Below are 24,447 nucleotides of genomic sequence, written 5' to 3'. Positions count from 1 at the left end.
AGAGAAACGACTGGCCAGCCAAACCGCTCTATCACGGCCATTGAGCCGGAGTGGAACCCGGAAGCCCCGTAGCGGCCTAAACTGGCCGAGACCCTTTTCCGGAGAAGCACCATGAGCCGCACCGAAACCGACAGCCTCGGTCCCATCGAGGTCCCCGACGACGCCTACTGGGGCGCGCAGACCCAGCGCTCGCTGCAGAACTTCGCCATCGGCGGGCAGCGCATGCCGCTGGCCGTGGTGCACGCCCTGGCGCTGATCAAGAAGGCCGCCGCGCGGGTCAACGCGCAACTGGGCGAATTGCCGGAGAACATCACCAGCCTGATCGAGGAAGCCGCCGACGAAGTGCTGGCGGGCGAGCACGACGACCAGTTCCCCCTCGTCGTCTGGCAGACCGGCAGCGGCACCCAGAGCAACATGAACGTCAACGAAGTCATCGCCGGCCGTGCCAACGAGATCGCCGGCAACGGCCGCGGCGGCAAGAAACCGGTACACCCCAACGACCACGTCAATCGCGCGCAGAGCTCCAACGACAGCTTCCCCACCGCCATGCACATCGCCGCCGCGCAGGCGGTGCAGAACGACCTCCTGCCAGCCATCGCCGAACTCAGCGGCGGCCTCGCCCAGCAGGCCGCACGCCACGCCAACCTGGTGAAGACCGGGCGTACCCACCTGATGGATGCCACGCCGGTCACCTTCGGCCAGGAGCTTTCCGCCTTCGTCGCCCAACTGGACTACGCCGAGCGCGCCCTGCGCGCGGCGCTGCCGGCGGTCTATGAGCTGGCCCAGGGCGGCACCGCCGTCGGTACCGGGCTGAATGCGCCGAAGGAATTCGCCGATGCTATCGCGGCCGAGCTGGCTGACCTTTCCGGCCTGCCCTTCGTCTCCGCGCCGAACAAGTTCGCCGCCCTCGCCGGCCACGAACCCCTGGTGACCCTGGCCGGCGCCATGAAGACGCTTGCCGTGGCGCTGATGAAGATCGCCAACGACCTGCGCCTGCTCGGTTCAGGCCCCCGCGCGGGGTTTGCCGAGGTGAAGCTACCAGCCAACGAGCCGGGTTCCTCGATCATGCCTGGCAAGGTCAACCCGACCCAGTGCGAGGCCCTGTCGATGCTCGCCTGCCAGGTCTTCGGCAACGACGCCGCGATCACCTTCGCCGCCAGCCAGGGCCACCTGCAGCTCAACGTCTACAAGCCGGTGATCATCCACAACCTGCTGGAGTCCGCGCGCCTGCTGGCCGACGGCTGCCGCAACTTCAACACCCACTGCGTCGCCGGCATGGAGCCGGATGCGGCGAAGATGCGCGAGCACCTCGACCGCGGCCTGATGCTGGTGACCGCGCTGAACCCGCACATCGGCTACGACAAGGCCGCCGAGATCGCCAAGAAGGCCTACGCCGAAGGCAAGACCCTGCGCGAAGCCGCGCTGGAGCTGGGCTACCTGACCGACGCCGAGTTCGACCAGTGGGTGCGCCCGGAGACCATGCTGGAGGCCGGGCAGAATGGTTGAGCCGACCCGCTCCGGCGCCACCCCTATCGAGGGCGACGGCAAGCGCGTGCTGCTGGTGCTGGGCTCACCCAAGCCCGGCGGCTTCTGTCATGCAGTGGCCGAGGCCTACGCCCACGGCGCCCGCGCCAAGGGCCATGTGGTGCACACGCTCAAGCTCGGCGAGATGAACTTCGACCCGGTGCTGCGCGGCGGCTACGAACTCGGCCAGACGCTGGAGCCGGACGTGCTCGAAGCCCAGCGGCAGGTCCACTGGGCGCAGCACATCGCCTTCGTCTATCCGATCTGGTGGGGCGGCCTGCCGGCGCTGCTGCAGGGCTTCTTCGACCGCGTGCTGCAGCCGGGCTTCGCCTTTCGCTACCGCTCGCTGGAGTCCCGCGAGTTCGAGCCACTGCTGGGCGGGCGCAGCGCCGACCTGCTGGTCAGCCACGACCAGACCCACTGGCACTACCGCCTGCGCCAGGGCGCCCCGGCCCACCGGCAGATGACCCGCTGCATCCTCGCGCCCTGCGGCATCGCCCTCCACCACCTGGAGGAGTTCAGTCCGGTGCGCGGCTCCGGCGAGGAGCAGCGGCAGGGATGGCTGCGCCGGGCGGAACAGCTGGGCGCGCAGGTCTGAGAAGAACGGCGGATAACGCCTGAGGCGTTGTTCGCCCTACGCTGTCGGTTACATCGGCGTAGGGCGCATAACCCGGAACGGGTTATGCGCCCTCCAGCCCTATCAACTGCCACGGCCCACGCCTCTCGCGTTCAGAACGCCCTCCCTGAAGCTTGGGAATTCCCCTACACCGCGCCAACCCTCGACTTCCCTAGCATGCGCTCGCCCCAATCCGGGGTTCCTCTTGCCTCTGGAGGCAGCATGCTTCGCAAACTTTCCGCCGAAATGATCGGCACGTTCTGGCTGGTGTTCGGTGGTTGCGGCAGCGCCATCTTCGCGGCCCACGCCATTGGCGTACTGGGTGTCGCCCTGGCCTTCGGCCTGACGGTCGTGACCATGGCCTATGCCATCGGCCCGATCTCCGGTTGCCACCTCAACCCTGCCGTCACCCTCGGCCTGTGGGCCGGTGGCCGCGTTCGCACCACGGACGTCGTCCCGTACATCGTCGCTCAGGTCATCGGCGGCGTGCTCGCCGGTGCCGTGCTGTTCTACATCGCTTCCGGCAAGCCGGGCTTCGACGCGCTGGCCGGCTTTGCTGCCAACGGCTTCGGTGAAGGCTCGCCCACCGGCTACAGCATGATGTCCGCACTGAGTATCGAAGTGCTGCTGACTGCGTTCTTCCTCTTCGTGATCATGGGCGCTACCGACAGCAAACTGGCCCCGGCCGGTTTCGCGCCGATCGCCATCGGCCTGACGCTGACCCTGATCCACCTGATCAGCATCCCGATCGACAACACCTCGGTGAACCCGGCGCGCAGCCTGGGCGTGGCGATCTTCGCCGACCCGCTGTTCATGAAGCAGCTGTGGTTGTTCTGGGTCGGCCCGCTGGTGGGTGGCGTGATCGGTGCACTGGTCTATCGCGTGGTGCGTCCGACCTCCGCCTGATTCACCCGGAACCGCTGATACGTGAACGGGCGCCTTCGGGCGCCCGTTTTCGTTTCAGTAGCAGGCCATTGCGTAGGGCGCATAACGCTCCAAGCGTTATCCGCCTTCGGCGCAACCGGCGGATAAAGCGTTCCGTTTTATGCGCCCTACCAATGCCGATCGGAACGTCCCGTAGGGCGAATAACGCCTCAGGCGTTATCCGCCGCTCGCGCCGACGCCGAATCAGAAGTACTGGGTCAGGCTGAACTTGGCGTTGCGGCCCTGGCTGTACACGCTGTCGCCGGCCAGCGCCGGGTGGTAATCGCGGTTGAACAGGTTATCCACGGTGAAGTTCAGCTCGGTGTTCTCCAGGCCCAGGCGGCGCGGCTTCCAACTGGCGAACACGCGGTGAGTGTCGTAGCTGTCGTTGACCGTCTGGTCCCAGAAGATGTCGCCGACGCTGGTGCCCATGCCGCCGGAATACTTGTCGCTGGGCAGGCGGTCGGTCTTGCGGACGAACTCGCCCTGCCAGCCGATCTGCGCGTCCCACGACGGAATCTTGGTGCCCAGGGTGGCGACCCACTTGGCCGGCGGCACATCGCGCGCCCACACGTTCGGCCCCCAGGGATTGCTGTAGGCGCCGTCGTGCTTGCCGGTCACCCACGAGTACGACAGCCCGCCGAACAGCCAGGGGCTGTCGTAGAAGCTCTCGACCTCGAAGCCCTTGTAGGTCACGCCCGGCAGGTTGCGGTAGTTGGACAGCGGCAGGTAGTCGCCGCAGCTGCCGGAGATGGTGCCGTTGTCGATGGCCTGCTGTTCGCAGCCGACGCTGCGGGTGCGGAAGATCTCGTCCTTGATCTTGTTCTGGAACAGCGTGGTGCGCACCTGCAGGTTGTCGCCGTTGATGAACAGGTCCGGCAGGTTGACCAGCGAACCGAAGCGCAGCGCGTGGATGCGCTCGGGGTCCAGGTCGCGGCTGGTGGCGCTGACCGTGCTGCTGTTCTGCACCTCGTACATCTCGTCGATCACCGGCGCGCGCCAGGTGCGGCTGTAGTCGGCGAAGAAGCCCAGGCGCTCGGTGGCAGTCCAGAACAGCGACAGGCGTGGCGACCAGCCGCTGTAGGTCTGCGAGCTGTAGTCGTGGCCCTGCGCGGCATTGTTGTAGAGCGGCGCGTCGTTGTCCTTGCCCTGGTTGCGCACGTGGTCGAAGCGCAGCGACGGGGTGATGGTCACGCTGCCCAGGGTCAGTGCGTCCTGGATGTAGGCGCTGTTGGTGTTCTGCTTGCCGCTGGGCATGAAGGTCGGCTGGAAGTGGCCGTAGTTGTAGCGCGCGGTGTCGTAGGTGGAGCCGGGGATGTACATGTCGGTGGTGCGGGTGTGGCGGTGGAACTGCGTGCCCACGGTGAACGCGTGCTGCACCGGGCCGGTGGCGAACAGGCTGGTGTTGCGCAGTTCCAGCACCTTGTCCTTGTAGTCGGTGTCCATCTTGCGGCCACCGGTGGAGACCTGGAAGAAGGCGTCCGGATTGCGCTCGTCGGTCTGGTCGATGTGCGACTCGGAGTACTGCACCATCAGGTCGATCAGCGGGTTGTCGATCGGGTGGTATTCGTACTTGCCCGACCAGGTGGTGTCGGTGGTGTCACGGTGCGCCAGTAGACGCTTGAGCGCATCCTCGTAGCCGTAGCGGTCGATGCTCGACTGGGTCGGAGGTGTCGGATAGGACGCCGAGGAAAACGGCGTCCAGCGCGTGCTGTGGGAGCGGCTGTAGGCCAGGCTGATGTCGTTGTCGAGGTTGGGGTGCAGGTTCAGCTTGAACAGGCCGGCGTCCAGGTCCTGGGCGCTGTTGGGCAGGCGGCTGGGGTTGATCGGGTAGTTGTTGTTCGGATCGGGGATGTGCCCGGCGAGCTTGATGTCGCGGCCGTCACGGGCAGTGAGGTAGGCCAGCGCGTCGACCTTGCGGTCCTCGGTGCGGCCGTAGACGGCGCCGCTGTAGATTTTCTGCTGGTCGTTGGAGTGGTAGCCGTACTTGAGCATGGCGCCGACGTTCTGGTCGTCACGCAGCATGTCCGGCGCGTCCTTGGTCTCCATGTGCACGGTGCCACCGAAGCCGCCGTTGCCGTTGTAGACCGAGTGCGGGCCCTTCTCCACCTCGATGCGCTTGATCAGCTCCGGTTCGATGAACACGGTACCCTGCTGGTAGCGCTCGAAGCCGCTCTTGGTCGCGCCATCGAGGGTGAAGGGCACGTCCTCGGCATCACCCAGGCCCCAGATGCTGACGGTCTGTCCACCCGGCTTGGGCGAGCCGCCCATGGTCACGCCGGGCAGCGTCTGCAGCAGGGTGGGAATGTTGTCGGCCTGGATGCGCTCGATGTCCTTGCGGGTCAGGGTCGAGCGACCGACGTTGCTGGAATCCACCGACAGGCCGCTGCCGACGATGGTCTGCGAGTCCAGCTCGATGGCGTTGTCGCTGAACTTGTCGACCTTGCCCGAGCGGCGCACGACGAAGCCGTCACCCGCCTCGACCAGCTCCAGGGACGAGCCCTCGAGCAACTGCTCCAGCGCTTCGCGCATGCTGTAGCGACCGTTCACCGCCGGGGCCTTGAGGCCGTCCAGCTGGGACGCGTCGTAAAGCACCTGCACGCCGGCCTGCTGCGACAGGCTGCCGATGGATTCGCTCAGCGCCTGCGCCGGCAGGTCGACCTGCCAGTCGGCAGCGCGGCTGTACTCGGCCATCATCAGGCTGCCGAGCAGCACGACGCAGCCCAGCGGGCGCGCGAACGGGAAGTTGAAACGAGACTGCATGCAAGGCCCTCCCCAGGGTCGAAAAGCGCTGCGCGTTTCGCAGCGAATGACGGGGAAGACCCTCATTCGAGAAAAACCCACACCTGCAAATAAAAATATTTCTCAAAAAAAGAAGCAGGCGGTTCTCCACTCGGAAAACGTGCCGCGGCTTCCCCCTCACCCCAGCCCTCTCCCTCAGGGAGAGGGGGCCGTGCGGTGCAAGGTGAGCGCAACGCGTCAGCCGGCATGAACCGTCTCCCTTTTGTTCAGTTAACTCGGAGCGGAAGCTCTTCGTAGGAGCGAGCTTGCTCGCGAACCCGCCCCGCTCTGGAGCTGCGGGGAATCCGTTCGCGAGCAAGCTCGCTCCTACCAGAGACGCCGTCCGGCGAACCATCAGAGTTGTAGGGCGAATAACCTGGAACAGGTTATCCGCCGGCTCCTTTGCGGCGGATAACGCTGGCGCGTTATGCGCCCTACCCTCAGGCCAAGCGCAGGAACGGGGAAGTCAGCGCGGCAGGATGACTGCGCTGCCGTCTGCCTTGCGCTGCACGCGCACGTCCAGCAGCACCGGCAGTGCCGCGAGGAAGTCGTCCGGGCGGGCCAGACGCACGTTGCCGGAAATAGGCTTCTGCGCCAGTCGCTCATCACCCAGGCGAATCGGCGCCGCGCGGTATTGCGACAGCTCGTCCACCAGCGCACCCAGCGGCTGGTTGCGGAAGGCGAGCATGCCGTCGCGCCAGGCGGCAATGGAGGCGACCGGCACGCGGTCGACCTCCGCCTCCCCTGCCCCGCCGAGTAACCGGGCGCGGTCCCCCGCCGTCAGCGTCTGCTCACCCGGCGCACCGAGCTGCGCCTGCAACGCCACCTTGCCGTGACGCACGGCGACGGTCAGCCCATCGCCCTCGCGATGCACATCGAAGCCGGTGCCGAGCACCCGCACCCGGCTGTCGCCGGCGGTCACGCGGAAGGGCCGGTCGGCGTCGTGGGTCACTTCGAAATAGGCTTCGCCGCGCAGCAATTGCACATCGCGCCAGCCCTCGGAGTAATCCACCTGCAGTGTGGAATCCGCCGCCAGGAACACCCGCGTGCCATCGACCAGCGTGACCTCGCGCTGCTCGCCCGGCGCGGTGGATTGCACCTGCTGCGGATCGGCCAGGCGGCCGCCGCTGAAGTCGTTGGCCAGCAACAACGCCGCGCAGAACACGCTGGCAGCGGCGAGCCCACGCCAGGGCAGACTGGAGCGGCGACGCGGCGCGATGGCGGGCCGACGAAGCTGGTCGAGGTCGCTCCACAGCTGCTCGATCTCACGGAAGGCCGATGCATGAGCCGGGTCTTCCGCCAGCCAGTCGGCGAAGGCCTGGCGCTCGCGGGCATCACAGGCGCCCGAGCGCTGGCGGCTGAACCACTTGGCGGCCAGTTCGTCGATCACCTGCTGGCGCTCCTCTTGCGGCGTCATGCTTCGCCCTCTCCCTGAACGTGCCGCTTGCAGTGCAACAGCGCACTGGCGACGTGCTTCTCCACCATGCTCAGTGAAATCCCCATGCGCCGCGCCACCTCGGGCTGCGACAGGCCGTCGAACTTGTGCAGGATGAAGGCCTCGCGGCGCCGTGGTGGCAGGCTGTCGAGCGCCTCGGAAAGCTGCCGCAGATAACGTTGTCGCTCGAACTGCACCACGGGTTCGCCCCCTTCGGCGGCCGGTTGCTGGTCAGTATCCGTGGCCTCTTCCGGCTCGCTGGCAAAGCGCCGGGAGCGCTGCCAGTGATCACGCAGCAGGTTGCGCGCCACCTGGAACAGGAAGGCGCGCGGCTGCTCCACCTGATGCCGCGAAGAAGACTTGAGCCATTGGGCGAAGGCGTCCTGGGCAAGGTCGGCGGCGTCCGCCGAGCTGCCCAGCTGCTTGCGCAAAAAGCGCAGCAACTCGCCGTGGAAGGAGCGATAGGCGTGGGACACCGAACGGGAGAAACGCTCATCCATCGACACACGCCTCCCGGCGTCGCCGCCCTGCCCCACACTTGCCCGCTACCACGTCGCCCCCAGAACCGGGGCGCTCGGCCACCGGCAACTATCGAATTGCACAAATGATAATACATATCATTTGCGAAATTGAAGCCGGTCTCGCGAGATGAATAGCAGAAGGCCGCCTCGCGGCGGCCTTTCGGGAGCTCAGACGTTGGCGATGCGCGCCCTTCGCGCCCGGTAGCTGCGCAACAGCGACGGCGCCAGCGCGGTAAGCGCCGAGCCACTGACCACCAGCAGCGCGCCGACATAGGCGAGGCCGTTGAGGTCCTCCGGCCGCACGAATTCCGGCCACAGCGAGGCAGCCAGCGCCACCGAGGCGAAGGTCACCAGCGGCGTGATCGCCAGGGTCGCGCTGACCCGCGAGGCTTCCCAGTGCGCCAGCGCCTCGGCGAAGGCGCCGTAGGCCACCAGGGTGTTCAGGCAGCAGGCGAACAGCAGCCAGCCCTGCAGCGGGGACAGGTCCAGCGCCTCCAGCGGATGCGCCCAGGGCGTGAGCAGCGCGCCGCAGCCCAGGTAGATCACCATCATCACCTGTACCGAGGTCCACTGGGTCAGCAGCTGCTTCTGCGCCAGACCGTAGAAGGTCCAGATGAAGGCGGCGAAGACCACGATGAGCACGCCGGTGGTGTACTCGCCGAGCGAACCGAACAGCTCGGCCAGGCGTTGGTTGAAGAACAGCCCGAAGCCGAAGATCAGCACCGCAAGGCCGAACGCTTGGCCGATGCTGAAGCTCTCCTTGAAAACGAACAGGCTGCCCAGCAGCAGGAGGATCGGCGCGATCTGGATCACCAGTTGCGTGGTCCCCGGCGTGAGCAGGCGCAGGCCGATCAGGTAGCAGACGTAGTTGCCGGTCAGGCCGAGGATGGCGATCAGCACCAGCCCCTTGCCGCGCTTGCCCAGCGGCGAGAAGCGCGGCAACTGGCGGGTGAGGCCCAGGTAGATGAGCAGCAGGCCACCGGACACCACCAGGCGAAACCAGGTGACGGTGATCGGGTCCATGACCTTCAGGACTTCCTTGAGCTTGATCGGCAGGATGCCCCAGAGGACGGCGGTGACCAGGGCCAGGAACAGGCCAAACTGCCAGCGGCCGGATGAAACGTGCATGAGTGCCTCGACGCGTATGCGGTCCGCCATGCTAAGTCATGGCGGTATCGCCCCATAGGAACAGTTGCGTGGTGCAACTGTTCCGGTCGCCGGTCAGATCAGGGTCGAGAGGCGCAGCAGCCACCAGATGAGGATGATCAGCTGGACGAGGAAAGCGGCGAAACGCACCCACACCGCCAGCGCCGAGGTGCTGAGCAGGTGCACCACCGACTGGACGATGCGCGCCACCAGCAGGGTCGGCGCCAGCGGGTCGGTGATCACTGTCTGCTGGGTGACCATCGCGTAGAGCAGCACGGCGCAGAACAGCGGCACGCTCTCCACGCAGTTGGCGTGGGCGCGCACCAGGCGCTGGCCGAAGGTGCCGGGGGTGTTGCTGCCGTCGGCGGCGAAGGCGTTGACCTTCATGCGGCCGGACATCACCAGCAGGCCGCGCTGGTTGACCAGCAGCAAGACCAGCAGCACGGTCCAGGCGACCAGGCCGAGCAACGCGAAGGCAGAGGGACTCAGGGACATGCGGGACTCCTTTCTCTTGTTGGTTTGAGCGGAGTCTAGGGGAAGTAGAGCAATTGCTCTAGCCACGAATCGCCGACGCAAAGGCGGGCTCTTCGTAGGATGGGTGGAGCTTGCGATAACCATCGTGCCGCGCGCCGACAGCATGGGTATCGCTGCGCTCCACCCATCCTACGAGAGCGCCACGCGTGTCTCGGCAGGCAGCGCAAAAGAAAACGGGCAGCCCGTTTCCGGACTGCCCGCCTCTTCCAGCGCCGCACTCACAGCTTGGCGATGGAGACCTCGGTGGATTTCACGAAGGCGATCACTTCGCTGCCGATGGCCAGTTCCAGCTCCTTCACGGAACGAGTGGTGATCACCGAGGTGACGATGCCGGCGGCGGTCTGCACGTCGATTTCCGACAGCACATCGCCTTCGACGATTTCCTTGATGGTGCCTTTGAACTGGTTGCGGACGTTGATGGCTTTGATGGTCATGGCGTAGCTCCTTGGGAGAATAGGGATTTCACTGTGGGTTCAAAGCGCCCAGCGCAGTTGCGTGGGCAGTGGGGAAACGGGTTCCGGTTCGGGCGGCTGGGCCGGCAGCGACAGCACGCGTTCAAGCACTTCAGCCTCCAGCGCGGCCAGCCTGGCCGAGCCACGGGCACGCGGCCGGTGCAGCTCGACGTTGAGGTCCAGGCCGATCTCGCCGTCCTCGATGAGGATCACCCGGTCGGCGATGGCCACGGCCTCGCTGACGTCGTGGGTGACCAGCAGCACGGTGAAGCCATGCTGCTGCCAGAGGTTCTCGATCAGTTGCTGCATCTCGATACGGGTCAGGGCATCCAGCGCGCCCAACGGCTCGTCGAGCAGCAGCAGGCGCGGTTGGTGGATCAGCGCACGGGCCAGGGCCACGCGCTGTTTCTGCCCGCCGGACAGGCCCGCCGGCCATTCGTTGGCGCGGTCGGACAGCCCCACCGCCGCCAGCGCGTCCAGCGCCTTCGGACGCCAGTCGCCCTTGAGACCCAGGCCGACGTTGTCGATCACCCGCTTCCAGGGCAGCAGGCGCGAATCCTGGAACATCAGGCGGGTCTCTTCGCGGGCGCTTTCCAACGGCGCGGAGCCGGCCAGCAACTGGCCGTCGCTGGCCTCATCGAGCCCGGCCAGCAGGCGCAGCAGGGTGCTCTTGCCGCAGCCGCTGCGGCCGACGATGGCGACGAACTGGCCAGCCGGAATTCGCAGGTCGATGCCCTTGAGTACCTCGCGTTCACCAAAGCGCTTGCGCACGTTTTCCAGCGCCAGCGGGATGCCTTTCTTCAGTTGCTGGGGAAGCTGATTGACTGCATTCATGCCGCACCTCCCTTGACCTGATAGGCCGGGTGCCAGCGCAGCCAGATGCGTTCCAGGCCACGGGCGGCAAGGTCGGCGAGCTTGCCGAGCACGGCGTAGAGCAGGATCGCCAGCACCACCACGTCGGTCTGCAGGAACTCCCGGGCGTTCATCGCCAGGTAGCCGATACCGGAGTTGGCGGAGATGGTCTCGGCGACGATCAGGGTCAGCCACATGAAGCCCAGGGCGAAGCGCACGCCCACCAGGATCGAGGGCAGCGCGCCCGGCAGGATCACCTGGCGGAACAGCGCGAAGCCGGACAGCCCGTAGCTGCGCGACATTTCCAGCAGGCCCGGATCGATGTTGCGGATGCCGTGGTAGGTGTTGAGGTAGATCGGGAACAGCGTGCCGAGGGCGACCAGGAAGATCTTCGCCGACTCGTCGATGCCGAACCACAGGATCACCAGCGGGATCAGCGCCAGGTGCGGCACGTTGCGGATCATCTGCACCGAGCTGTCGAGGAAGCGCTCGCCCCATTGCGACAGGCCGGTGATCAGGCCCAGCACCAGGCCGATGCTGCCGCCGATGACGAAACCGACGGCGGCGCGCCAGGTGCTGATCGCCAGGTGTTGCCAGAGCTCGCCGCTGACTACCAGGTGGTAGCCGGCCTCGGCCACGGCGCTGGGCGCGGGCAGGATGCGGCTGGACAGCCAGCCGAACTCCACCGCCAGCTGCCAGATGACCACCAGGCCCACCGGCAAGGCCCAGGGCGCGAGGCGCTGGGCAAGGTTGTTGGTAACGCTCATCTCATCTCTCCGGATTCTTCGGTCGTAGGGCGCATGAAGCGGAACGCTTCATCCGCCGTTCGGGATCGACGGCGGATAACGCTGCGCGTTATTCGCCCTACGTTTGTTCAGCTCGCTGCAGCCGCCTTGGGCAGGATGTCGTTGGCGACCATCTCGCCGAACGGGCTGACGTAGCCACGCGCCTGCGGTGCCTGTGCCTGAGCCAGCTCCAGATGCGGGAAGAGCAGTTCGGCGACCCGGTAGGACTCTTCCAGGTGCGGGTAGCCGGAGAAGATGAAGGTGTCGATGCCGAGGTCCGCGTACTCCTTCACGCGCGCCGCCACGGTCGGGCCGTCGCCGACCAGCGCGGTGCCTGCGCCGCCACGCACCAGGCCGACACCGGCCCAGAGGTTGGGGCTGACTTCCAGGTTGTCCTTGTTGCCGCCGTGCAGGGCGGCCATGCGTTGCTGGCCGACGGAATCGAAGCGCGCCAGCGAGGCCTGGGCGCGGGCTATGGTCTCGTCGTCCAGGTGGGAGATCAGGCGGTCGGCGGCCTGCCAGGCTTCCTCGTTGGTCTCGCGGACGATCACGTGCAGGCGGATGCCGAAGCGCACGCTGCGGCCCTGTTTCGCGGCCTTCTCGCGTACCTGGGCGATCTTCTCGGCGACAGCGGCCGGCGGCTCGCCCCAGGTCAGGTACAGCTCGACCTGCTCGGCGGCCAGATCCTGGGCGGCATCGGAAGAGCCACCGAAATACAGCGGCGGACGCGGCTGCTGGATCGGCGGATAGAGCAGCTTGGCGCCCTTTACCTGCAGGTGCTTGCCGTCGTAGTCGACGGTCTCGCCTTCCAGCACGCGGCGCCAGATGCGGGTGAATTCGACCGAGGCTTCGTAGCGTTCGGCGTGACTCAGGTGCAGGCCGTCACCGGCCAGTTCGTCCGGGTCGCCGCCGGTCACCAGGTTGAACAGCGCGCGCCCGCCGGAGAGCCGGTCGAGGGTTGCGGCCTGGCGGGCGGCCACGGTCGGGGAAATGATGCCCGGGCGCAGGGCGACCAGGAATTTCAGGCGCTGGGTCACCGGGATCAGCGAGGCGGCGACCAGCCAGGAGTCCTCGCAGGAGCGGCCGGTGGGGATCAGCACGCCGCCGAAACCGAGGCGGTCGGCGGCCTGGGCGACCTGTTGCAGATAACCATGGTCCACGGCGCGGGCGCCTTCAGCGGTGCCCAGGTAGTGGCCGTCGCCGTGGGTCGGCAGGAACCAGAAGATGTTGAGACTCATCGCAGTAACTCCAGAGAAGCGCGCCGGCGTGGCGTAGCCGCGCGATGATGGGATTGGGGTATTTCGTATTGCCTTGTGTAGGAGCGGGCCATGCCCGCGAACCGCATCGCACCTGGCGTCAGGCCGGTCGCGGGCATGGCCCGCCCCTACAGATGTGTCACTGGGCGGTGGCCACCTTGGCCGGCGCCGTCCAGACCACGTCCTTGATGCTCAGCGCCTTCGGGATCAGCCTCAGCTGGGTGAAGGTGTCGGCGATCTTCTGTTGCGCTGCGGTGACTTCCGGGGTGATCGGCTGGGCGCCGTAGCCCTGGCGTTTCACCGCGGTGAAGGTGATATCCGCCGGCAGGCCGAGCAGCGGCGCGACCTGGTCGGTGACCTGCTGCGGGTTCTGCTGCGACCACTCGCCCACCGAGCGCACTTCGTCGATCAGGGTGGTGATCACCTGCGGATGGTTGTTCGCGTAGGGACGGGTCGCCAGGTAGAACTGGTGGTTATCCACAAGGCCGGTGCCGTCCACCAGGGTGCGGGCGGAGAGCTGCTTCTCGGCGGCGGCCTGGTACGGGTCCCAGATCACCCAGGCATCCACGCTACCGCGCTCGAAGGCGGCGCGAGCGTCGGCCGGCGGCAGGTACACGGGCTGGATGTCGCTGTACTTCAGGCCGGCCTTCTCCAGGGCGCGCACCAGCAGGTAGTGCACGTTGGAGCCCTTGTTCAGGGCGACCTTCTTGCCCTTGAGCTCGGCGACGGATTTGATCGGCGAGTCCTTGGGCAGCAGGATCGCTTCGCTGGTGGGCGCCGGCGGCTCGTGGGCGACGTAGACGAGATCGGCGCCAGCGGCCTGGGCGAATACCGGCGGGGTTTCGCCGGTGACGCCGAAGTCGATGCTGCCGACGTTCAGGCCTTCCAGCAGCTGCGGGCCACCGGGGAATTCGGTCCATTGCACCTTGACGCCCTGCTCGGCCAGGCGCTTCTCCAGCGTGCCACGGGCCTTGAGCAGCACCAGGGTGCCGTACTTCTGGTAACCGATACGCACGGTACCGGATTGTTCGTCTGCCTGGGCGTTGTAGGACAGGGCCGCGATCAGCAGGGCCGCCAGTCCACTACGCAAAGTGAGGGTCCGCATGGGAGTGCTCCTTTATCGAGTGTGCTTGCCGGACCTGCGGTCCCGTTGTCGGGACGGTGAGGGCCTTTTCGTTTGTGACGCAGTTGCCGCCTGCCGGGTTGGGGCTTGGCGCTCGCCTGCGTTGGGGTTGTCGGTCAGATGCTCCAGCGGGCGTTGATCAGCCGTTCGTTGAGCAGGTTCGGGTCGATGGGTTTCGGCCGGCGCGCGAGGGCGCCGTGGAACTGTTCCAGGGATTCCAGCAGTCGGTGTTCGAGGGTCGATTCCAGGCGGGCCGGGGTAGTGCCCTCGGGGTATTGCACCTGGCTCTCCTCGGCGAACACGCCGTGCAGGGTTTCCTGGGCCTTCAACGCGGCGAGGACCGGCTTGAGCGCGTAGTCCACCGCCAGCATGTGGGCGTTGCTGCCACCGGTAGCCAGGGGCAGTACCACCTTGTGTGCCAATGCTCGCTCCGGCAGCAGGTCGAGAATGACCTTCAGCGCACCGGCGATGGACGCCTTGTAGACCGGGGTGGAAATCACCAGGCCGTCGGCGCGCAGGACCTGTTCGATCAGCTCGACAATGCGCGGGCTGTCGAAGCGTGCGTGCAGCAGGTCTTCGGCCGGGAAATCGTGCACGCTGTAGGAGCGCACCTCGGCGCCGTGGGCGTGCAGCCAGTTCCGCGCGATGTCCAGGAGGACACCGGAACGGGAACGCTGGCTCGGGCTGCCGGCAAGGGTGACTACATACATCTGCACGCTTCCTTATAACGATCAGAGCGGTACAAATGCCGCCCTGCTAACCAATGTGCATAGACCTTACCAGCCCCTCTCATATTCCAATAAATGGTATTTATTCATTTAGTTATGCGTTTTAGATTTATACGCAGGAGCAATTGTCTTCTCCTGGATAATTCTGCGCCTGCATTTCCCCCTCACCCCAACCCTCTCCCTTAGGGAGAGGGGGCAGGCCGTGCCGGCTGATGCTGTGGTTTCATCCTGCACCGAACGGTCCCCTCTCCCTCAGGAGCGGGGCGCGCAGTCAGGGTAAGGGTGAGGGCCGATCCGAGCACAGCAGCATCCCGTAGGGGCGGAACGTCAGATGACGTGGGACCGGTGCAGTTCGGTCAGCGCTTCGCCGCGCAGGAAGGCCAGTTCCACCGCGCGGCGGTCGCGCGGACGCGGCAGCGGCACGGGAAATTCTCGGCGCAGGCGGCTGGGCGTGCCGCCCAGAAGCAGGACGCGATCACTGAGGTAGAAGGCTTCGTCGAGGTCGTGGGTGACCAGCAGGATGCTGATGTCGTACTCCAGCGCCAGCTGCTGGATCAGGTCCTGCAGGCGAATGCGGGTGAAGGCGTCCACCGCGCTGAAGGGTTCGTCCAGCAGCAGCACCTGCGGCCGGCCATAGAGGCCACGGGCTATGGCCGCGCGTTGGGCCATGCCGCCGGAGAGTTGCTTGGGCAGCAGGTCGCCCTTGCCTTCCAGCCCCACATCGCGCAGCAAGTGCTCGATGCGGTGATCGTCGGCCAGCCAGCCGTCGGCAAAGCCGATGTTCTGCGCCACCGTGAGCCAGGGCAACAGGCGCGGCTCCTGGAACACCACGCCGACCCCACCACCGCCACGGCCGCTATCGCCATCCGGGCCGAAACCCAGCAACGGGTTGCGCTCCAGAGAGCCGGCGAACTCGTCGTCCAGCCCGGCAGCAATGCGCAGCAGCGTGCTTTTGCCACAACCGCTGGGGCCGAGCAGGCTGACCACTTCGCCCGGCGCCAGGCTCAGGCTGACGTCGTCCAGCACCCGCACGCCGGAGAAGCTCTTGCGGATATCCCGCAGTTCCAGCAGCGCGCTCATCCGCTCACTCCATTGCCAAGGAAGGTATCGCGCCAGGCCAGCGCACGCTGCTCCAGCGCCTTCAGCAGGCTGTCGCTGAGCTTGCCGAGCACCGCCAGCACCAGAATGGCGGCGATGACGATGTCCGGCCGCGAGGTTTCCCGGCCGTCGCTGAGCAGGTAGCCCAGGCCGCGGGTGGCGGCAATCAGTTCGGCGGCAACGAGGAACATCCAGCTCAGGCTCAGCGCGCCGCGCAGTCCGGTGAACAGGCTCGGCAGCGCCGCCGGCAGGAGGATGCGCCGCACCAGGGCGAAGGGCGACAAGTGATACAGCCGACCCAGCTCTACCCACTTGCGGTCGACGTTGCGCACGCCGGCCACCAGCGAGAGGTACACGGGGAAGAAGGCACCGAGGGCGATCAGCACGATCTTCGGGGTTTCGTCGATGCCCAGCCAGAGCAGCAGCAAGGGCACCCAGGCGAGGCTGGGGATCGCTCGCAGCGCCTGGAAGGTGGGTTCCAGATAGGCCTCGGCGCGCTGGCTGAGCCCCACCCAGGTACCGATCAGCACGGCCGCCGCCGCGCCGATGAAGAAGCCGGCCGCAACTCGCGCAAGGCTGGCCGCGACATGCTTCCAGAGTTCGCCCTGGGCCAGTTGCCAGAGTGTCAGCGCAACGCTGCTGGGCGCCGGCATCTGGTGCTCGGCCAGCCAGCCGACACGCACCGACAGCTCCAGCGCCGCACACAGCAGCAGCGGGACCAGCCAGGCGCGCCAGCTCAGCCGCGGCCAGCGCAGTTTCAGTGCGCGACGCTGGCGGGCCAGACGCAGGCTCTGGGATGGCATGGACTATTGCCCTGCCTTGGCGACAGCGGGCTTGCCGATCACTTCGCCGGCCAGTTGCGGCGCGATCAACTGATCGACCACGGCGGTGACGTCGGTCCCCGGACGCACCAGTTGCTCGTCCAGCAGGATCGGTGCAGCAGCCTTCAGTGCAGCCACCTGCTCGGCGCCCGGCAGCGGTTTGCTGAAGTCGGTGCGCGAGAGTTGCAGCTTCGCCACTTCCAGCGGCAGCTTGGCTTCCTCGGCGAGCAGCTTCGCGGTCTCCTCCGGGTGCGCCACGGCCCACTGACGCGCCTCTTCATAGGCAGCGATGACCTGCTTGATCAGCTCCGGCTGCTCCTTCTCGAACTGCTCGGTGACGCTGAGCACGCCATAGCTGTTGAAGTCGACATTGCGGTACAGCAGACGTGAACCGGCCTGCAGCTCGCTGGCGGCCATGTGCGGATCGAGACCGGCCCAGGCGTCCACCCTGCCCTGCTCCAGCGCGGCGCGGCCGTCCGGGTGCTGCAGGTGGACGATCTCCACGTCGTTCTTGTCCAGCCCCGCCTGCTGCAAGCTGCGCAGAAGGAACAGATAGGGGTCGGTGCCCTTGGTGGCGGCGATCTTCTTGCCCTTGAGGTCGGCCACCGACTTGAGCGGCGAATCCTTGGGCACCACCAGTGCGGTCCACTCCGGGCGGCTGGCGATGTAGACGGTCTTCAGCGGGCTGCCGTTGGCGCGGCTGAGCACGGCGGCGAGGCCTGCGGTAGAGGCGAAGTCGGTGCTGCCGGCGTTGAGGTATTCCAGCGAACGGTTGCTGCCCTGGCTGAACACCCAGCGCACCTCGGTGCCTTGCGGCTTGAGGGATTTCTCCAGCCAGCCGAAGTGCTTGAGCACCAGGCTGGTGGGCGCGTAGTAGGCATAGTCCAGGCGCACCTCTTTCGGGGCATCGGCGGCTTGGGCGGAACTGTTGTAGGCGCCGATCGGCAGGCTCGCGAGAAGAGCGACGGCCAGGCTGCGGCGCCAGGTGGAATGACCCATGGTCTTCTCCTTGGCGTGGGCTTGCGTCTTCTTCCCGTTTGGCGGGTAAGTCAGAGCTAAATAAAAAAGCGCGGCGTGGTCCGCGCATGAAGGATAAAAAATGGGCCGGCGAACCGGCCCGATTTCCGCTCGAGGTTTGCTCGTTAAGCGACTCCCCGGATGGGGAGCGGAGAGTCACTTGTTGGGTTGCGGCGTCAGGCGCAGGTAGGGCTTGATGGCGCGGTAGCCCTTGGGGAAGCGCTGCTTGATCTCTTCCTCGTCCTTGAGCGAGGGCACGATCACCACGTCGTCGCCGTCCTGCCAGTTGCCGGGTGTGGCGACCTTGTGGTTGTCGGTGAGCTGCAGCGAGTCGATGACGCGCAGGATCTCGTTGAAGTTGCGCCCGGTGCTCGCCGGGTAGGTGATGGTCAGGCGCACCTTCTTGTTCGGGTCGATGACGAACAGCGAACGCACGGTAAGGGTGTCGTTGGCGTTCGGGTGGATCAGGTCGTAAAGCTCGGAGACCTTGCGGTCGGCGTCGGCGATGATCGGGAAGTTGACCACGGTGTTCTGGGTCTCGTTGATGTCTTCGATCCACTTCACGTGGGAGTCCACCGGGTCGACGGACAGGGCGATCACCTTCACGCCCTTGGCGGCGAACTGGTCCTTGAGCTTGGCGGTCAGGCCCAGCTCGGTGGTGCACACCGGGGTGAAGTCGGCCGGGTGGGAGAACAGAACGCCCCAGCTGTTGCCAAGCCATTCATGGAAACGGATGCGGCCTTCGCTGGATTCCTGTTCGAAGTCGGGGGCGATGTCGCCGAGTCGCAAGCTCATGGGTCTCTCCTTGTTCGTGTTGGTAACCACTATGCACAAGGTCTTTACGCATTAAAAAGAATATATTTTGATTTTCTTATAACCAAAATAATCAACCTTTCTCGACCCTGCACGGCGGCGACCGCCGCCGGACACTGAGCATAGTCAAGGGAATGTGAAGCCCACTCAGGCGAGTGTTTCATCGCTGAAACGATTGACTGCCGTTCGTCGCCATTCCTCCGTAGCCCAGGCACGGCGGGGCTTTGCGACATACACTCGATTCAATTAATCCTTTCGTTCGGGAGGTCAGCTCATGTTGGGACAACGCGTCGGCGACGGCCAGGCGGCCACCCATTACCGCAGCGACCGCATCAGTGCGGTCAATGGTCAGTACTTCTTCTCCACCCGCGAGGGAACGCTGGAAGGCCCTTACTTCACGCGCTTCGATGCTGAACGCGAGGTGATGCTGTACATCACCCGCATGCAGCAGGCCTCCGACCTGTTCGCCCGCGTCGGACGCTGATCTCCCTCAGGTCCTAGCCACACGAACCCCGGCCTGCCAGCCGGGGTTTTGTTTTTCCGCGCGCTCAACCTGCAGACTCGTGCTCATCAGGGCTCGTCGTTCTGCCCCAGCCCATGCATCCGCAGCTTGTTGGCGATGGTGGTGTGCGACACCCCCAGCCGCTTGCCCAGTTGCCGGCTGCTCGGGTGCTCGCGGTAGAGCCGCTCCAGCACCGCCCGTTCGAAGCGGCCGACGATGGCGTCGAGCCCGCCTTCCAGGGAGAAGTCGCCCAGCGGATGCGGCGCGCCGTAGTCCGGCAGGCGGATGTGCTCGGGGCGGATGGTGCCGCCTTCGCACAACGAAACCGCCTGGAACAGCGCGTTCTCCAGCTGCCGCACGTTGCCCGGCCAGTGGTAGCGGCCGAGGCGGTCCAGCGCCTGCGGCGAGAGCCTGGGCAGCGAGCAGCCGATCTGCCGGCTGGCCTGGTCGAGGAAGTGCTCCACCAGCGGCTCCAGGCCGTCCAGGCATTCGCGCAGCGGCGGGATGTGCAGCGACAGCACGTTGAGGCGGTGGTAGAGGTCCTGACGGAATTCGCCCTTGGTACACAGTTCGGACAGGTCGACCTGGGTCGCGCAGATCACCCGCACGTCCAGGTACACCTCCTCGTCGCTGCCGACGCGGCGGAAGCAGCCGTCCTGCAGGAAGCGCAGCAACTTGGCCTGCAGGCGCGGGCTCATTTCGCCGACGCCGTCGAGGAACAGCGTGCCGCCGGCGGTCAGCTCCAGCAGGCCGAGCTTGCCTTCCGGGCGCGCGCCCTCGAAGGCACCGGGGCCGTAGCCGAACAGTTCGGTCTCGGCCATGGATTCGGGAAGGCCGGCGCAGTTCAGCGCCATGAACGGCGACTGCCCGCGCGGGCTGGCGAGGTGGCAGGCGCGGGCCAGCAGTTCCTTGCCGGTACCGGTCTCGCCTTCGATCAGCAGTGGCGCGTCCAGCGGCGCCATGCGCCGTGCCTCGCGGACAACAGCGGCCATCACCCGCGAACTCTGGAAGATGCTGTCGAAGCCGCGCAGCTCCAGGCGGCGCACGTTGTAGATGCGCTCGCCGACGCGGTCGGCGCGGTGCAGCGTGAGCACGGCGCCGGCCAGCGCTTCGCTTTCGTCGTGTTCGGTCTGCAGCGGCGCGATGTCGGCGAGGAACACATCACCCTTCACCTTCACCCGCAGGCCGTTGATGCGGGCCTTGTTGGCCCGCACCAGTTCGGGCAGGTCGAGGTCCTCGACGTAGCGCGACAGCGGGATGCCCGGCACTTCGTCGACGCGCACGCCCAGCAACTGCGCAGCGGCGCGGTTGCCCGCGACTATCTGCCCGGCCATGTCGATGGACAGTACCGGGAACTCCAGCGCCGCCAGCAGCGCATTCAGCTCCAGGTGACGGCGCTCGCTGGGCATCAGGCCGACGCGCTTGACGCCGAATACGCCGGGCACCGCTTCGAGCTTGGGCTTGAGCGACTGGAACTGCAGGTTGATGAGGTTCGGGCAGAGCAGGTAGATGGCGTTGCCCTGCTCGCCGCCGACTTCGCCGCGGTTGACGTTGATGCCGTAGTCGACCAGCAGGTTGAGGATGTCGCGCAGGATGCCGACGCGGTTCTGGCAGTGCACTTTGATGCGCATGGCGGGCCCGTGGTTGTCGTTGTGGTGGGCACTCCGGCACGGATTTTCGCAAGGCGGCCGGAAATTACCGTCAAGAATATGTGACAGATCACCGCACCTTCAAGCCATGGCCGGATGCTGGCGCCGATAATCGTAATGTTTTCTTTACGGATTGACGGACTACGGACCTGCCAGGGCAGCGCAAGGGGGGCTGTTCGCCGGCACGCATCGCGCTATTGGTGAGTCATCACAAGAACAGGCAGCTCGACGCCGGAGGCTCCATGAAGACAACGCAGTACGTGGCCCGCCAACCTGACGATGACGGTTTCATCCACTACCCGGAAACCGAACATCAGGTCTGGAATACCCTGATCACCCGCCAGCTGAAAGTGATCGAGGGCCGCGCTTGTCAGGAATACCTGGACGGCATCGAGCAGCTCGGTCTGCCCCATGAGCGCATCCCGCAACTGGGCGAGGTCAACCAGGTGCTCCAGGCCGCCACCGGCTGGCGCGTGGCACGGGTGCCGGCGCTGATCCCGTTCCAGACCTTCTTCGAGCTGCTGGCCAGCCAGCAATTCCCCGTCGCCACCTTCATCCGCACCCCGGAAGAACTGGACTACCTGCAGGAGCCGGACATCTTCCACGAGATCTTCGGCCACTGCCCGCTGCTCACCAACCCCTGGTTCGCCGAGTTCACCCACACCTACGGCAAGCTCGGCCTGGCCGCCAGCAAGGAAGAGCGCGTGTACCTCGCCCGCCTCTACTGGATGACCATCGAGTTCGGCCTGCTGGATACCTCGCAGGGCCTTCGCATCTACGGCGGCGGCATCCTCTCGTCGCCAAAAGAGACGGTCTACAGCCTCTCCGACGAGCCCGAGCACCAGGCCTTCAGCCCACTGGAATGCATGCGCACGCCGTACCGCATCGACATCCTGCAGCCCCTGTACTTCGTGCTTCCCGAGCTCAAGCGCCTGTTCGAGCTGGCCCATGAGGACATCATGGCGCTGGTGCGCGAAGCCATGCGCCTGGGCCTGCACGCGCCGAAGTTTCCGCCGAAGCAGGCCGCCTGATCCGCTGCAATCGATCCCATCTGTGCCTAGGATGAGACGTGCTCGCGAGCCTAAGATGGTTCGCGAGCGCACTCCTATGCCACCCCACGACAAGGAGAACCTTTCATGACCGCACTCACCCAAGCCCATTGCGAAGCCTGCCGCGCCGACGCCCCGAAGGTGTCCGACGAAGAACTGGCGGTGCTGATCATGCAGATTCCGGACTGGAACATCGAGGTCCGTGACGAGCACATGGAACTGGAGCGGGTCTTCCTGTTCAAGAACTTCAGGCACGCCCTGGCCTTCACCAACGCGGTGGGCGCCATCGCCGAGGAAGAAGGCCACCACCCCGACCTGCTGACCCAGTGGGGCAAGGTCACCGTCACCTGGTGGAGCCACGAACTGAAGGGCCTGCACCGCAACGACTTCATCATGGCCGCGCGCACCGACGAGCTGGCCGCGACAGCAGAGGGACGCAAATGAGCCATTTCGCCAAGGTCACCCGCGTACCGGGCGACCCGATCCTGGGCCTGCTCGAAGCCTACCGGGCGGACCCCAATCCCGCGCGGCTCGACCTTGGCGTGGGCGTCTACAAGGACGCCCAGGGCCTCACCCCGATCCCCCGCGCGGTGAAGCTCGCGGAAAAGCGCCTGGTGGATAGCGAAACCACCAAGAGCTACGTCGGCAGCCACGGCGATGCGCTGTTCGCCGCGCGCCTGTGCGAGCAGGTGCTGGGCGTTACCTCGCCGCTGCTGGCCGAGTCACGCGCCGACGCCACCCAGACTCCGGGCGGCACCGGCGCCCTGCGCCTGGCGGCGGAGTTCATCGCCCATTGCCTCCCGGGCAGGAGCATCTGGCTGAGCGACCCGACCTGGCCGATCCACGAGACCCTGTTCGCCGCCGCTGGCGTGCCGATCAAGCACTACCCCTACGTTGGCGCGGACAACCGCCTCGACGCCGAAGCCATGTTCGCCATGCTGGAGAAAATCCCCCAGGGCGACGTGGTGCTGCTACATGCCTGCTGCCACAACCCCACCGGTTTCGACCTGGATCACGGGCAATGGCAGCGCGTGCTGGAGATCGTCCGCCGCCGCGAACTGCTGCCGCTGCTGGACTTCGCCTACCAGGGCCTGGGCGACGGGCTGGAAGAGGACGCCTACTCCGTGCGCCTGCTCGCCCAGAGCCTGCCGGAAGTGCTGATCACCAGCTCCTGCTCGAAGAACTTCGGCCTCTACCGCGACCGCGTCGGCGCGCTGATCGTCTGCGCCGAAAACGCCGACAAGCTCACCGACATCCGCAGCCAACTGGCGCTGTTCGCCCGCAACCTCTGGTCCACCCCACCGGCCCACGGCGCGGAAGTGGTCGCCACCATTCTCGGCGACCCGGAACTGAAGAACCTCTGGCTGGACGAACTGGACGGCATGCGCGGCCGCATCGCCGAGCTGCGTGTCGGTCTGGTGGAAGCCTTGCGCCCCCACGGGCTGGCGGACCGCTTCGCGCACATCGCCATCCAGCGCGGCATGTTCTCCTACACCGGCCTGCAGGCCGACCAGGTACGCATCCTGCGCGAGGAGCACAGCATCTACCTGGTGAGCAGCGGCCGCGCGAACATCGCCGGGCTCGACGGCGAGCGCCTCGACCACCTGGCGGCAGCCATCGCGCGCGTCTGCCGCTGACGACGATTTCTTCCCCCTCGACCGGCCTTCGAGCCGGTCTTTTTTTGCGCATACGCCGGAAGCTGACTGCAGGAGCACGCCATGCGCGCGATCGCGGGCATGGCCCGCTCCTACAAGGGGCGCCGTTGTCCAGGTCGGTCAGTAATCGTCGCGCTTGCGGAACGCCCAGCGCCCGGCCAGACCGGTGAAGCTGGCCACCAGCACCACGAGGATCCAGAAACCTTCCGGGTCGCCGGAGAAGGGAATGCCGCCGACGTTCATACCGAAGAAGCCGGCGATGATGTTGATCGGCAAAGCCAGCACCGTGACCACGGTGAGGGTGAACAGAGTGCGGTTGCTCTGCTCGTTGATCTTTGCGGCGATCTCTTCCTGCAGCAGCTTGATGCGTTCGCCCAGCGCGGTGAGGTCGTTGATCACCAGGGAGAACTCCTCGGTCGCCTCGCGCAGCACACGCACATCGTCCTCCGTCAGCCACATCGGCGGGCGGTTGAGCAGGCGCATCAGCGAGCCCGGCTCCAGTGCCAGCAGGCGTTGCAGGCGCACCAGTACACGACGCATCGCGCCCAGGTCGGCGCGGCTGGCAGAGAGACGCGAGGACAGCAGCTGATCCTCGATGCGATCCACGCTGATGCTGGTCTCGCGGACGATGCGGGTAAGGATTTCGCCCTGGTCGCGCAGCAGGTGGATCAGCAACTCCAGCGGTGAATTGAAGCACTCGCCGTGCTTCACCGAGGAGCGCAGCGTATCCACCGAGCGCAGTGGCTGCGCACGGGCGGTGACCAGCACGCGGCCACGGGCGCAGACCCAGAGGGTGGCGACGTCCGAGGACATGCGGCTGCCGAAATCGAATACCACGTCGTTGACCACCGCCAGCAGCGCACCGTCCACATGCTCGATGCGGGTGGAGCGCGAGCCTTCGCGCAGGGTTTCGAAGAAGTAGTCGGGCAGCTCCAGGTGCGACTTCATCCAGCGCTCGCACGCCGCATGCGCCAGGTTCAGGTGCAGCCAGAGGAATTCGTCCGCCGCGCGCGGCTCACGCAGGCGCTGCAGGGCGGTCGGTGAATCGATCTCGAGCCCCGGCTGGTCGGGGCGAAAGCTGAAGCCATAAAGCAGGCCGAACAGGTCGGAATCCTGATGGCTCTGGACGATGCTGTGGTTCATGGGACCCCGCTGAACCTGGGATA

Annotated in this window: 24 protein-coding genes; 7 read left to right on the top strand and 17 right to left on the bottom strand. The window is 66.2% G+C overall.

Annotated features, from left to right (window positions below; genetic code table 11):
* Positions 1 to 111: 111 nt before the first annotated feature.
* From ABKS89_RS09095 to aqpZ, 3 genes are all read left to right on the top strand, one after another.
* A complete protein-coding gene (locus tag ABKS89_RS09095) occupies positions 112 to 1,506 on the top strand; it encodes a class II fumarate hydratase (RefSeq protein ID WP_081519212.1) in 1,395 nt (464 codons plus the stop codon).
* Positions 1,499 to 2,122: an NAD(P)H-dependent oxidoreductase gene (locus ABKS89_RS09090; protein WP_348589563.1), complete on the top strand. Its 624-nt coding sequence runs from the start codon at positions 1,499 to 1,501 to the stop codon at positions 2,120 to 2,122. Before ABKS89_RS09095 ends, ABKS89_RS09090 begins: the two co-directional genes overlap by 8 nt.
* A 240-nt stretch (positions 2,123 to 2,362) precedes the next feature.
* The gene (gene aqpZ / locus ABKS89_RS09085; RefSeq protein WP_138212756.1) at positions 2,363 to 3,046 is read left to right on the top strand and encodes an aquaporin Z; all 684 of its coding nucleotides are present in this window, start codon (positions 2,363 to 2,365) and stop codon (positions 3,044 to 3,046) included.
* Between the two features lie 222 nt (positions 3,047 to 3,268).
* On the opposite strand, the gene ABKS89_RS09080 is transcribed toward aqpZ, so the two are convergent.
* From ABKS89_RS09080 to ABKS89_RS09010, 15 genes are all read right to left on the bottom strand, one after another.
* Positions 3,269 to 5,827 carry a TonB-dependent receptor, heme/hemoglobin family gene (locus ABKS89_RS09080; protein ID WP_518301000.1) on the bottom strand — a complete coding sequence of 853 codons (2,559 nt, stop codon included), beginning with the start codon at positions 5,825 to 5,827 and terminating at the stop codon, positions 3,269 to 3,271.
* Positions 5,828 to 6,311: 484 nt separating this feature from the next.
* Positions 6,312 to 7,262: a FecR family protein gene (locus ABKS89_RS09075; protein ID WP_348589565.1), complete on the bottom strand. Its 951-nt coding sequence runs from the start codon at positions 7,260 to 7,262 to the stop codon at positions 6,312 to 6,314.
* On the bottom strand, positions 7,259 to 7,780 hold the full coding sequence (locus ABKS89_RS09070; RefSeq protein ID WP_348589567.1) for a sigma-70 family RNA polymerase sigma factor: 522 nt from the start codon (positions 7,778 to 7,780) through the stop codon (positions 7,259 to 7,261). The genes ABKS89_RS09075 and ABKS89_RS09070 overlap by 4 nt, the downstream gene beginning before the upstream one ends.
* A gap of 189 nt (positions 7,781 to 7,969) precedes the next feature.
* Positions 7,970 to 8,929: a DMT family transporter gene (locus ABKS89_RS09065; RefSeq protein WP_348589570.1), complete on the bottom strand. Its 960-nt coding sequence runs from the start codon at positions 8,927 to 8,929 to the stop codon at positions 7,970 to 7,972.
* Between the two features lie 93 nt (positions 8,930 to 9,022).
* Positions 9,023 to 9,442: an MAPEG family protein gene (locus ABKS89_RS09060; RefSeq protein WP_348589572.1), complete on the bottom strand. Its 420-nt coding sequence runs from the start codon at positions 9,440 to 9,442 to the stop codon at positions 9,023 to 9,025.
* 257 nt (positions 9,443 to 9,699) lie between these two features.
* Positions 9,700 to 9,915, bottom strand: coding sequence for a TOBE domain-containing protein (locus ABKS89_RS09055; RefSeq protein ID WP_017517652.1), 216 nt, complete (start codon positions 9,913 to 9,915; stop codon positions 9,700 to 9,702).
* Positions 9,916 to 9,954: 39 nt separating this feature from the next.
* Positions 9,955 to 10,767 (bottom strand): aliphatic sulfonates ABC transporter ATP-binding protein, encoded by an 813-nt coding sequence (gene ssuB, locus ABKS89_RS09050; RefSeq protein WP_138212750.1) that lies wholly within the window; start codon positions 10,765 to 10,767, stop codon positions 9,955 to 9,957.
* Positions 10,764 to 11,552: an aliphatic sulfonate ABC transporter permease SsuC gene (gene ssuC, locus ABKS89_RS09045; protein WP_138212749.1), complete on the bottom strand. Its 789-nt coding sequence runs from the start codon at positions 11,550 to 11,552 to the stop codon at positions 10,764 to 10,766. The genes ssuB and ssuC overlap by 4 nt, the downstream gene beginning before the upstream one ends.
* A 107-nt stretch (positions 11,553 to 11,659) precedes the next feature.
* Positions 11,660 to 12,808, bottom strand: a complete 1,149-nt coding sequence (gene ssuD, locus ABKS89_RS09040; RefSeq protein WP_348589574.1) for an FMNH2-dependent alkanesulfonate monooxygenase — start codon at positions 12,806 to 12,808, stop codon at positions 11,660 to 11,662.
* A 157-nt stretch (positions 12,809 to 12,965) separates the two neighbouring features.
* A complete protein-coding gene (locus tag ABKS89_RS09035) occupies positions 12,966 to 13,931 on the bottom strand; it encodes a sulfonate ABC transporter substrate-binding protein (protein WP_348589576.1) in 966 nt (321 codons plus the stop codon).
* Between the two features lie 134 nt (positions 13,932 to 14,065).
* The gene (ssuE, locus tag ABKS89_RS09030; protein ID WP_138212746.1) at positions 14,066 to 14,659 is read right to left on the bottom strand and encodes an NADPH-dependent FMN reductase; all 594 of its coding nucleotides are present in this window, start codon (positions 14,657 to 14,659) and stop codon (positions 14,066 to 14,068) included.
* Between the two features lie 345 nt (positions 14,660 to 15,004).
* Positions 15,005 to 15,757: an ABC transporter ATP-binding protein gene (locus ABKS89_RS09025; RefSeq protein WP_348589578.1), complete on the bottom strand. Its 753-nt coding sequence runs from the start codon at positions 15,755 to 15,757 to the stop codon at positions 15,005 to 15,007.
* Complete coding sequence (locus ABKS89_RS09020) at positions 15,754 to 16,578, bottom strand: ABC transporter permease (RefSeq protein ID WP_192224160.1); 825 nt, start codon at positions 16,576 to 16,578, stop codon at positions 15,754 to 15,756. Before ABKS89_RS09020 ends, ABKS89_RS09025 begins: the two co-directional genes overlap by 4 nt.
* 3 nt (positions 16,579 to 16,581) lie before the next feature.
* On the bottom strand, positions 16,582 to 17,595 hold the full coding sequence (locus ABKS89_RS09015; protein ID WP_348589580.1) for an aliphatic sulfonate ABC transporter substrate-binding protein: 1,014 nt from the start codon (positions 17,593 to 17,595) through the stop codon (positions 16,582 to 16,584).
* A 174-nt stretch (positions 17,596 to 17,769) separates the two neighbouring features.
* A complete protein-coding gene (locus ABKS89_RS09010; protein ID WP_045212297.1) occupies positions 17,770 to 18,408 on the bottom strand; it encodes a peroxiredoxin in 639 nt (212 codons plus the stop codon).
* A gap of 292 nt (positions 18,409 to 18,700) precedes the next feature.
* Here ABKS89_RS09010 and ABKS89_RS09005 point away from each other — a divergent pair, with 292 nt between their 5' ends.
* On the top strand, positions 18,701 to 18,910 hold the full coding sequence (locus tag ABKS89_RS09005; RefSeq protein WP_081519197.1) for a DUF6316 family protein: 210 nt from the start codon (positions 18,701 to 18,703) through the stop codon (positions 18,908 to 18,910).
* A gap of 86 nt (positions 18,911 to 18,996) precedes the next feature.
* On the opposite strand, the gene ABKS89_RS09000 is transcribed toward ABKS89_RS09005, so the two are convergent.
* Complete coding sequence (locus ABKS89_RS09000; protein ID WP_138212742.1) at positions 18,997 to 20,559, bottom strand: sigma-54-dependent transcriptional regulator; 1,563 nt, start codon at positions 20,557 to 20,559, stop codon at positions 18,997 to 18,999.
* 260 nt (positions 20,560 to 20,819) lie between these two features.
* On the opposite strand from ABKS89_RS09000, the gene phhA reads away from it, so the two are divergent.
* The 3 genes from phhA (at position 20,820) to ABKS89_RS08985 (ending at position 23,263) form a co-directional block, all read left to right on the top strand.
* Complete coding sequence (phhA, locus tag ABKS89_RS08995) at positions 20,820 to 21,608, top strand: phenylalanine 4-monooxygenase (RefSeq protein WP_348589582.1); 789 nt, start codon at positions 20,820 to 20,822, stop codon at positions 21,606 to 21,608.
* A gap of 105 nt (positions 21,609 to 21,713) precedes the next feature.
* A complete protein-coding gene (locus tag ABKS89_RS08990) occupies positions 21,714 to 22,070 on the top strand; it encodes a 4a-hydroxytetrahydrobiopterin dehydratase (RefSeq protein WP_348589583.1) in 357 nt (118 codons plus the stop codon).
* The gene (locus tag ABKS89_RS08985; RefSeq protein WP_348589585.1) at positions 22,067 to 23,263 is read left to right on the top strand and encodes an amino acid aminotransferase; all 1,197 of its coding nucleotides are present in this window, start codon (positions 22,067 to 22,069) and stop codon (positions 23,261 to 23,263) included. The genes ABKS89_RS08990 and ABKS89_RS08985 overlap by 4 nt, the downstream gene beginning before the upstream one ends.
* Positions 23,264 to 23,401: 138 nt before the next feature.
* On the opposite strand, the gene ABKS89_RS08980 is transcribed toward ABKS89_RS08985, so the two are convergent.
* Positions 23,402 to 24,424 carry a transporter gene (locus ABKS89_RS08980; RefSeq protein ID WP_348589587.1) on the bottom strand — a complete coding sequence of 341 codons (1,023 nt, stop codon included), beginning with the start codon at positions 24,422 to 24,424 and terminating at the stop codon, positions 23,402 to 23,404.
* Between the last annotated feature and the right edge of the window lie 23 nt (positions 24,425 to 24,447).

Origin of the sequence: Pseudomonas sp. LABIM340 (genome assembly GCF_040017195.2) — a bacterium.
Taxonomy (GTDB): domain Bacteria; phylum Pseudomonadota; class Gammaproteobacteria; order Pseudomonadales; family Pseudomonadaceae; genus Pseudomonas.
This window is presented reverse-complemented; position numbering and strand designations above follow the sequence as displayed.